Annotated in this window: 9 protein-coding genes; 3 read left to right on the top strand and 6 right to left on the bottom strand. The window is 66.8% G+C overall.

Annotated features, from left to right (window positions below):
* The 5 genes from B3D39_RS01875 to B3D39_RS01855 all read right to left on the bottom strand — a co-directional run.
* The coding region (locus B3D39_RS01875; protein ID WP_286789323.1) for a PepSY domain-containing protein at positions 1-1,983 on the bottom strand (1,983 nt) is incomplete at its 3' end.
* An 11-nt stretch (positions 1,984-1,994) separates the two neighbouring features.
* Positions 1,995-2,465 carry a DUF2271 domain-containing protein gene (locus tag B3D39_RS01870; protein ID WP_274963669.1) on the bottom strand — a complete coding sequence of 157 codons (471 nt, stop codon included), beginning with the start codon at positions 2,463-2,465 and terminating at the stop codon, positions 1,995-1,997.
* Between the two features lie 39 nt (positions 2,466-2,504).
* On the bottom strand, positions 2,505-2,909 hold the full coding sequence (locus tag B3D39_RS01865; protein WP_274963670.1) for a PepSY domain-containing protein: 405 nt from the start codon (positions 2,907-2,909) through the stop codon (positions 2,505-2,507).
* Between the two features lie 174 nt (positions 2,910-3,083).
* Positions 3,084-3,761 (bottom strand): cytochrome b/b6 domain-containing protein, encoded by a 678-nt coding sequence (locus B3D39_RS01860; protein ID WP_274963671.1) that lies wholly within the window; start codon positions 3,759-3,761, stop codon positions 3,084-3,086.
* The gene (locus B3D39_RS01855) at positions 3,754-4,071 is read right to left on the bottom strand and encodes a PepSY domain-containing protein (RefSeq protein ID WP_274963672.1); all 318 of its coding nucleotides are present in this window, start codon (positions 4,069-4,071) and stop codon (positions 3,754-3,756) included. The genes B3D39_RS01860 and B3D39_RS01855 overlap by 8 nt, the downstream gene beginning before the upstream one ends.
* A gap of 144 nt (positions 4,072-4,215) precedes the next feature.
* On the opposite strand from B3D39_RS01855, the gene B3D39_RS01850 reads away from it, so the two are divergent.
* The 3 genes from B3D39_RS01850 to B3D39_RS01840 all read left to right on the top strand — a co-directional run bounded on the left by B3D39_RS01850 (position 4,216) and on the right by B3D39_RS01840 (position 7,291).
* Positions 4,216-4,875 carry a response regulator transcription factor gene (locus B3D39_RS01850; protein ID WP_083078664.1) on the top strand — a complete coding sequence of 220 codons (660 nt, stop codon included), beginning with the start codon at positions 4,216-4,218 and terminating at the stop codon, positions 4,873-4,875.
* Complete coding sequence (locus B3D39_RS01845; RefSeq protein ID WP_274963673.1) at positions 4,872-6,212, top strand: ATP-binding protein; 1,341 nt, start codon at positions 4,872-4,874, stop codon at positions 6,210-6,212. The genes B3D39_RS01850 and B3D39_RS01845 overlap by 4 nt, the downstream gene beginning before the upstream one ends.
* Positions 6,213-6,319: 107 nt before the next feature.
* Positions 6,320-7,291 carry an NAD(P)-dependent alcohol dehydrogenase gene (locus tag B3D39_RS01840; protein ID WP_274963674.1) on the top strand — a complete coding sequence of 324 codons (972 nt, stop codon included), beginning with the start codon at positions 6,320-6,322 and terminating at the stop codon, positions 7,289-7,291.
* A gap of 2 nt (positions 7,292-7,293) precedes the next feature.
* On the opposite strand, the gene B3D39_RS01835 is transcribed toward B3D39_RS01840, so the two are convergent.
* Positions 7,294-8,250 carry an NAD(P)-dependent alcohol dehydrogenase gene (locus B3D39_RS01835; RefSeq protein ID WP_274963675.1) on the bottom strand — a complete coding sequence of 319 codons (957 nt, stop codon included), beginning with the start codon at positions 8,248-8,250 and terminating at the stop codon, positions 7,294-7,296.
* Between the last annotated feature and the right edge of the window lie 94 nt (positions 8,251-8,344).

Genomic DNA, 8,344 nt, shown 5'->3' with positions numbered 1-8,344 from the left:
CACGAGCCGCGACAGACGGCCTTCGTCCTTCCACCCGCCGATCTCCTGCGCATAGAGGAAATCGCTTTGCGGATCGCGCATCCCGAAGAAGAGATGGATCGGGCGCCTTTGCTCGTTTTCGCGCACGAAGCCCACCAGAGGGCCGATCCCCGTGCCCGCGCCGATCAGGATCAGTGGCGCGCGCGAACGGTCCGGCCGGAAGGCGGGGTTGCGTCGGACGAAGGCGCGGACGCTCTCGCCGGGTTCGAGCGCCGTCAGTTGGCCCGAGCACAACCCGCCGGGATGCTTCTTGACGACGATCTCCAGAAACCCGTCGCGGCGCGACGACGCGAGCGAATAGAGGCGCGGAGTCGGCGACCCTTCGGGCAGTATCCCGATCAGATCTCCTGCGGCAAACCGCGTAAAACCCGCCCCCGTCAGCCGCTGCCAAAACGTGGCGCGCGGCAGCGAAAAGCGCAGGATCGACGTCGGCGCCTGCACGTCCGCCCCATAATCGCGCCGCGACTGGAGCGTGAGGTCGGTCGTGGCAGGGGGGGTCGGTTGGTGGTGCAGTTCGAGCGCGATCCCGAGCACCGCACCCAACGCCTGCCCCCAGCGCGCGAAGGCCTGCGGCGACTGACGGTCGATCGTGTCATAGGGCAGCAGAACCGGCCAACCCTTCGCATCCACCGCCTCGGCAATCGTCTGGGCGTAGGCGCAATAGGCAGGGAAACTCCGGTCCCCGAAACCGAGCACGGCAATCGGGATATCCAGCGCATCGGAGCAGGCGTCGAGTTTCGTCAGGAAGCCTTTCGCGGAACTGGGCTCTGCCCCGTCGCCATAAGTCGCCGCGAGCACGATGATCCGATCGGCCCGGGCGTAGCGCTCGGGGACGAAGGACGACATCGGCGCGATATGAACACTCTGGCCCGCCGCACGGAGCGCTGCATGCAGGGTCGTGGCAAAGCCCCAGGTACTGCCGCTTTCACTGCCGACAAGGAGGATCGTCTCCGCGCGCGGGGCTGGCTGGTTGTCCCGGATGCGCGGGCGGCCGCGCCGACCCGCAAGCCAGATCGTCAGGCCGGTGAGGCCCAAGACAGGCACGCCCAGCGCCATGAGGCCGAGCACCGCGCCAAGCAGCGCCGCCCCCTGCCCCGTATGCAGCGTGTAGATGGTTTCCGAGACGCGTTGCCATGCGGTCAGGTCCGCCCAGGCGAGCACCGCGCCGGTGCCCTGATCGAGATAGCCGGTGCCGCGATCGGTCTTCAGCGTGAAAACATCGGTGGCATCCCCGTCATAGGGGAAGCTCAGACTCCGCAGTTCCGTGACGGGCGTGTCGCCGAGCATCGCAAGACCGGCAAGCGGCACGTCTGTTTGACCGCTCACCTCGGCGGGGATGCCGAGCGAGGGCCCGCCATCGGGGATCAGCTCGAAGGTCGAGGCCGTCATCCACAAGGAGGTGGCGGAGGAGAGAAGCAGGCCGATCACCGCGATGCGCGCGATCTCGACGTGGAGCCGACCGGCGAGCGGCCCGCGCAAACGCGAGAACCAGTTCCGCCAGCCGCCAACTCGCCGCGCGACGAGCAGGACGCCGGAGACCAAGAGCACCAGCATCGCGACGGAGCCCAGCGCGCTTGCGACGCGGCCGGGATCGCCGAGAAAGAGGGAGCGGTGAAGGTTGGTCAGCCAACGCTGAAAGGCATTCGGATCAGCCGATGCGACGCCGCGGCCCGTGGTGGGATCTATCACCGCCGCGCCGGGCTGTCCGGCTTCGAACCAGTAGGCCGTGATCTGCCCCGAGGGTGCGCGCCGGATCTGTTCGAGACCCGGATAGATCGTCTGGATGCGCTCGGCGAGGGCCGCGACGCTGAGCTCCGCCCCCGCCTGCGGTGCCGCGATCCGCTCCGCAACCGGAAAGACCGCGAGCACCGCGCCGCTGAGCGCCAGCACCGTGACAAGCGCCAGGGCGATCAGCCCCGGCCAGCGATGAAACGCGCGGATCATGGCCTGTCACCTCACATGTCGTAGGTGAAATCGGCGACGTAGCGACGCCCCGGAACCGGCGTGCCCGCGCCCTCGGTCGTCAGCGGCACGGCGATCTCGTTGGGGCTGTCGCGCATGTCCTCGACTGCGGCGTCGATATGCAGCGTGTAGCCGGCATCGAAGAGCGCATCCGCAAGATCGAGCGTGATCTCGAGCGTCCGGCCCGCGCCGACGCTTGCGCCGGTGATGCCGTTGATCTGCGCCGGATCACCCCCGGTTGCGCGATACCAGTCGTTGAGATGCTCGTAATATTTGGACTTGCCGCCCGCCATCCAGAGGCTGCCCGCATAGGCGCCCGACGGGTCGGTGACATAGAGCGCGAGATAGGCGCCATCGCCACCGTAGTTATTCAGCGTGGTCTTGAGCGTGACGGATTGCGCGGATGCGAGCGCGGGAATGGTCAGCGCCGTGCTCAGCGCCAATGTTGCAAGAAGAGACTTCATTTCGGGAATCCTTGTTTTGGGGAGGAATGCGGCGGCGGCTCAGTTCACCTGAACCTTGGGCGGAGCACCGTCACCGAAGAGGCCGTTTTTCGGCGGGGCGACCGTGCCGGCGGGGGCCGGGTTGCGCGCCGATGCGCCGTAGTCGTCATCATCGTCGTCTTCGTCATCGTCATCGTCGTCATAGTCCGACGTGATTAGGCGCTGCGTCGCTGGATCGATCTTGGCTTCGATTTTCCGCCCGTCGCGGTCGCGGCCCTCGATCTCGTATCGGCCGTCTTCCATCTCGATTTCGTGGACAGTCCAGCCGTTCTCGCGCGCGATCTGCATCACAGCGTCGCGGGACATTCCTTCGCCGCGCGAAGACTTTCTGTAGTCGTCGTCGGCCAGAGCCATCCCCGCAGGCAGCAGGGCGATGAGGGGAAGTGCGGTCAGGATCTTTCGCATGGCAGGGTCTCCTTTTTCATCTGCTAGCGACAATCTGGGCCGCGGACCTGAGCGCTTCCTGACGGGCGGAGAGTTTCCGCTTCAGCTTCGCGTCAGGAAAAAGGCCCCGCCTTTTGAGGGCGGGGCCAGGTGAGGCCGCGGGACAAACGGCCTTGGCGATGTGATCGGGAACGGTCAGGCGATATCGCCGGGCTCAGGCCCACGCTTGTCGCCGGTCAGCATCGACCGCGCGAGGTTTTCGCGATGCCTGAAGGAGGCCAGAACCACACCGGCGACATGCAGCGCCACGAGCAGCAGGACCAGATTGGCGAGAACCTCGTGCAGCTCTTCCAGCGCCTCGTTGCCTTCGCCTTCCGCGCCCTCGCCATATTCACCGTATTCGCCATCCTCGTCCGCGAAGGCGGGGGTCACGATCTGCGGCAGCGCGGGAAGCATCGCCACGCGCGTGGGTTCCGCCATCAGCCAGCCGGTAAAGGCAGTGCCCGAAAGCGAGATCAGCAGCGCCACGATCATCAGCGCCCCGGCAGGGTTGTGGCCGAGATAGCGACGCTCTTTGCCGCGCAGCATGTCGCCAAGATAGGACAGCGTCTGCCCGGGCCCTCTGAGGAACTGGGCGAACCGGGCATAGCGCCCGCCCACGACCCCCCAAACCAGCCGGAACGCGACCAGCCCGGCGACGGTGTAGCCTGCGATCTCATGCACCGGCTGCAACTCGTCGGCCGTGAACCATGCCGTGGCAAAAGCCGCGACGAGGCCCCAGTGGAAAATCCGCACCAGCGGATCCCAGACCCGCACCCTGCCCCCGGAGCTACCGCCGGAATTCGTCGTGTCGTGAAATGCTGCGTCAGTCATGTTTGTCTCCTTCACGATCTTCGCGGGACCGACCATGTTCGTCGCCCTCATATTCGACCTCGAGAATCTGGAGCGTCGAAGGATGAACCGTCACTTCGAGCTGGCGGCCCTGCGCGTCGGTGCCGTCGATCTCGTAGCAGCCGTCATCGATCTTGATGCGGCGCACCGTCCAGCCGTTCTCTTCGGCGAGTTGGGCCACGGCATCGCGCGGCTGCCAATCCGCCATCGGCACGAAACAGTCGTCATCGGCCAGAGCCATTCCAGCCGGAAGCGCCGCGAGAAAGGCGAGAATTGTCACTGTCTTCTTCATGGGCCAAACTCCTGTTCGCGGCCAACTCTGCACCTTTCATGGGCGATCAATCTGACGGGAACCTGAAGCCGCATCGCGCGCAGCGTCAGCTTGGTGTCAGCCGGGCAGGTAAAGACTGGGCAACGGATAAGAGATGGGACCAACATGCGCATCCTGCTGATCGAGGACGACACTATTCTGGGCACCGCGGTGCGCGACCAGATCGCGAGCGATGGCCACTCGGTGGATTGGGTCACGCGTCTCGATGAGGCGGGCGCGTCGGTCCGCAGCACCGGCTATGATCTTGTCCTGCTCGATCTCATGCTCCCGGATGGCCGCGGCATCGGCTTTCTCAAGTCGCTGCGCAGCCGGGGCGATGTGACCCCCGTGATCATCATGACCGCCCTCGATCAGGTCTCGGACCGGATCGAGGGGCTGAACGCGGGCGCCGACGACTATCTGGTGAAGCCCTTCGACCTCGCCGAACTCTCCGCGCGCATCGGGTCGGTCGCGCGGCGCTACAGCGGCAACCCGAACCCCATCGTGACACATGCCGGGCTCGAGATCGACCTCGCCGCACGCAGCATCCTGCGCGACGGCAAGCCCGTGCAGCTGACTGCGCGCGAATGGGCCCTGTTCGAGGCGTTCCTATCGCGCCCCGGCCAATTGCTGTCCAAAGCCCAGCTCGAAGAGAAGCTCTACGCCTTCGATGCAGAGGTGGAGAGCAACACGATCGAGGTCCATGTCAGCCGCCTGCGCAAGAAGCTTGGCGCCCATGTGATCGAGACTGAACGCGGTCTCGGCTACAGGCTGGGCAAGGCATGAGATTACCCCGAAGCCTTCAGGCCCGTCTGGGGCTTTCGCTCGGGGTCGTTCTGGCGCTGATGTGGATCGCGGCGGCGACGGTCACCGCGCTGATCGTGCGCAAGGAGATGAGCGAGGTCTTCGACTCCACGCTTCAGGAAACGGCGCAGAGGATCCTGCCCCTCGCGGTGATGGACATCGTGAACCGCGACGGCAACAACACGACGCAGCGCCTTGCAAGGCTGCGCAACCACGAGGAATTCTTCACCTATATCGTGCGGGACGCGGAGGGGCACATTCTTCTACAGTCCCATGCGGCCGATCCGTCCGTCTTCCCCGCCTATGACGGCCGGGGGTTCAGCCAGACGGCCACCCACCGGCTCTATAGCGATGCCGCCCTTCAGGACACGATCCGGATCACCGTCGCGGAACCGCTCGCACATCGGGCGAAGGTCGCGCGAGAGGTAGAGCTTGGCCTTGGCCTGCCGCTGCTGATCGTGATCCCGCTCGCCTTCGCGGCGGTCGTGCTGGCGGTGCGGACCAATCTCGGGCCGCTGCGGCGGTTCCGAACCAGTCTCGAGGCGCGCAACGCCCGCGACCTCACCCCCATTCCGACCGACGATCTGCAGACCGAGATCTCCCCGGTCGCCGCCACGCTCAACAATCTTCTGGGGCGGTTGCGCGAAGGGTTCGAGGCCGAGCGAAGCTTCGCCTCCAACGCCGCGCATGAATTGCGCACGCCCCTTGCGGGCGCCATTGCGCAGACACAGCGGCTGAGCGCGGAAACCACCGACCCGGTCGCGAAGACACGCGCCGCCGATATCGAGGCGACGCTGAAAAGGCTCACGCGGCTCTCGGAACGTCTGCTGCAACTCGCCCGCGCGGAAGGCGGGCCTTTGCGGCTGGAGCACAGCTCGGATCTGCGCGTTGCCGCCCGCCTGATCGTCGAAGACCTCGCGCGCGGCTTCGATCCCGGGCGTATCGCTCTGGAGCTGCCGGACACGCCTGTCATCTCGGATCTCGACCCCGATGCTTTCGGTATCCTGTGCCGAAACCTGATCGAGAACGCGCTGAAGCATGGGGCGCAGGACGAACCGGTCACGGTGCGCCTGACTGCGAAAGGCGTTTTCACCGTGACGAATGCCGGGCCGGTCATTTCGCAGGAGACGCTCGCGCGCCTGACCGCGCGGTTCGAGCGCGCCGGCAGCACGAATGACGGCAGCGGATTGGGCCTCGCCATCGTCGCCGTCATCGCGGAGCGGATCGGAAGCCCGCTCTCGCTGACATCGCCGCCGCACGGACGCGACTCTGGCCTCGAGGTCCGCCTACAGCTGCCGCTGAGTGCAGCGGCGTCCTGACGAGCCACGCGCCGACCCCCGTCACGTTCCGAGGGGCGCGCGCGGTTCCGAAGCGCGTCTTGTTCAGTGTCACTTGCCGGACCACGTTCGGCTGATAGTCTGGAAAAATGACCGACGCGGACACGATGACTGCGGTGCTTTGCGACCGCTATGGAGCGCCTGACACGCTTTGGCTGGACGAAGTGCCCATCCCGGCGCCCGCACCGGGCGAAATCCGGGTGCGCGTGCATGCCGGAACGGTGAACCGGACCGACACGGCCACGCTGCGCGGCCATCCCTTCTTCGCGCGGGCGATGACGGGGCTCTTGCGACCGAAGATGCCCACGCTCGGGATGGATTTCGCCGGCGTGGTCGACGCCTTGGGCGATGGCGTGAGCGCCTTCCGGCCCGGGGAGCGGGTGTTCGGCCTGTCGCCCGAGAGGTTCGGAGCCCATGCCCAATATCTCTGCCTGCCCGCCGATGGACCGTTGGCGCGGATCCCGGGCGATCTCGCCTTCGACGAGGCTGTGGTGGGCGAAGGCGCCTGGTATGCCGACGCGACCACCAGCCTGCTGTCCGAGGGCGCCCGCTGCCTGATCTACGGCGCCTCCGGCGCCATCGGCTCGGCGGCGGTGCAGCTTGCCAAGGTGCGCGGGGCGCATGTCACGGCGGTCGTCGGAACCCGTCACCTCGAATTGGCCCAGAGCCTCGGGGCCGACCGGGTGGTGAATTACGAGACCGAGGATTTCACCGCGATCGGCGAGCGCTTCGATCTTGTCATGGACGCGGTGGGCAAGACCTCGTGGCGCGCCTGCCGCCCGCTGCTGACGCCCGACGGCATCTTCACGGCGACCGATCTGGGACCCGGCTGGTCGCACCTGTTCCTCTCCGGATGGTGCGCGCTTACCGGCAGCAAGCGCGTGCGGCTCCCCTTTCCCGAAAATGCCCCCGGTTTCGTGCGACGCCTCGCCGGGCTGATGGCCGAGGGGCGATTCCGGGGCGTCTTCGACCGGCGCTATCGACTGGACGAGATCGTCGAGGCCTTCCGCTATGCAGAGACCGGGCAGAAGACCGGGATCGTGAGGATCGACATTCCCTAGGATCAGGACGGGCGGATCACGATCTTGCCCCTGACCTCGCCATGACCGGTGCGCGCCAGTGCCTCCGGCAGCTCGACCAGCGGCAGCTCCGCCTCCAGATGCGGCGCGATACGCCCCGCCTTTGCCAGCGCCGCCACACGCGCGGTCAGTTCGCGCCCCGAGGGCACCATCAGCATTCCGATCGACTTGTGCCGCCCGCGGTAGATCGCCCCACCGAGCAGGAGCGACAAGAGCACGCGGACCTCGCCGCCGACCGCCCGGTAGATACCGCCCGGCGCGAGCGCCTTCGCGATACGGCGTGGCCCGCGGGTCGCCACCATGTCGAGGATGCGATCCCAGGTGGCCCCGGTCTCGGTAAAGTCCTGCGCGCGATAGTCGATCACCTCGTCGGCACCGAGCGCGCGCAGCCAGTCGACCTTGCCGCCATTGTCGACAGCGCTCACGAAGGCCCCCGCCTGCTTTGCCAGTTGCAGCGCCATGGTGCCCGAACCACCCCCGGCCCCGTTGATCAGGAGCCTGTCCCCTGCCGTGACATTTTCGGTCCCCGCGACGGCGATGCCGCCCGCCTGCGGCAAACAGGCGGCGACCGCGTCGGACAGGCCCTCGGGCACCTTCACCATCAGTTCAGAGGGCACGCAGACATATTCGGCGAAGCCGCCGCGGGTCATGACGACGTCCCCCATGACCCGGTCGCCGATTGCGAAGCCGGGAGTGTCGGGACCGAGCTTGTCGACGATCCCCACGACATCCGAGCCCAGCACCGGTTGCTTCGGCCGCCAATACCCGCCGACCATTCGCGCGTAGAACGGCGCACCCGTGAGATATTCCCAATCCGACAGGTTCACCGCGCAGGCGCTTACCCGGAGCCGAAGCTGGCCTTTGCCCGGTTCGGGCACCGGCAGGTCCGCAAGCCGCAGCTGCTCGGCCCCGCCGTAGCGGTGATAGGTCATGGCTTTCATTTGCCGGGTCCGGGGGGATCGGTGAACACACGGACCAGCATCGTGCCGACGATCCAGACCCCCAAGGTCCAGACGATCGTGGCGCCGGGGCTCA

The organism is Thioclava sp. UBA3469, from assembly GCF_002378135.1.
In the GTDB taxonomy this organism is placed as follows: Bacteria; Pseudomonadota; Alphaproteobacteria; order Rhodobacterales; family Rhodobacteraceae; genus Thioclava; species Thioclava sediminum.
This window is presented reverse-complemented; position numbering and strand designations above follow the sequence as displayed.

Coding starts and splice junctions, on each gene's coding strand:
- B3D39_RS01870 (WP_274963669.1), bottom strand. CDS start 2,465: ATGAAGTCTCTTCTTGCAACATTGGCGCTGAGCACGGCGCTGACCATT.
- B3D39_RS01865 (WP_274963670.1), bottom strand. CDS start 2,909: ATGCGAAAGATCCTGACCGCACTTCCCCTCATCGCCCTGCTGCCTGCG.
- B3D39_RS01860 (WP_274963671.1), bottom strand. CDS start 3,761: ATGACTGACGCAGCATTTCACGACACGACGAATTCCGGCGGTAGCTCC.
- B3D39_RS01855 (WP_274963672.1), bottom strand. CDS start 4,071: ATGAAGAAGACAGTGACAATTCTCGCCTTTCTCGCGGCGCTTCCGGCT.
- B3D39_RS01850 (WP_083078664.1), top strand. CDS start 4,216: ATGCGCATCCTGCTGATCGAGGACGACACTATTCTGGGCACCGCGGTG.
- B3D39_RS01845 (WP_274963673.1), top strand. CDS start 4,872: ATGAGATTACCCCGAAGCCTTCAGGCCCGTCTGGGGCTTTCGCTCGGG.
- B3D39_RS01840 (WP_274963674.1), top strand. CDS start 6,320: ATGACCGACGCGGACACGATGACTGCGGTGCTTTGCGACCGCTATGGA.
- B3D39_RS01835 (WP_274963675.1), bottom strand. CDS start 8,250: ATGAAAGCCATGACCTATCACCGCTACGGCGGGGCCGAGCAGCTGCGG.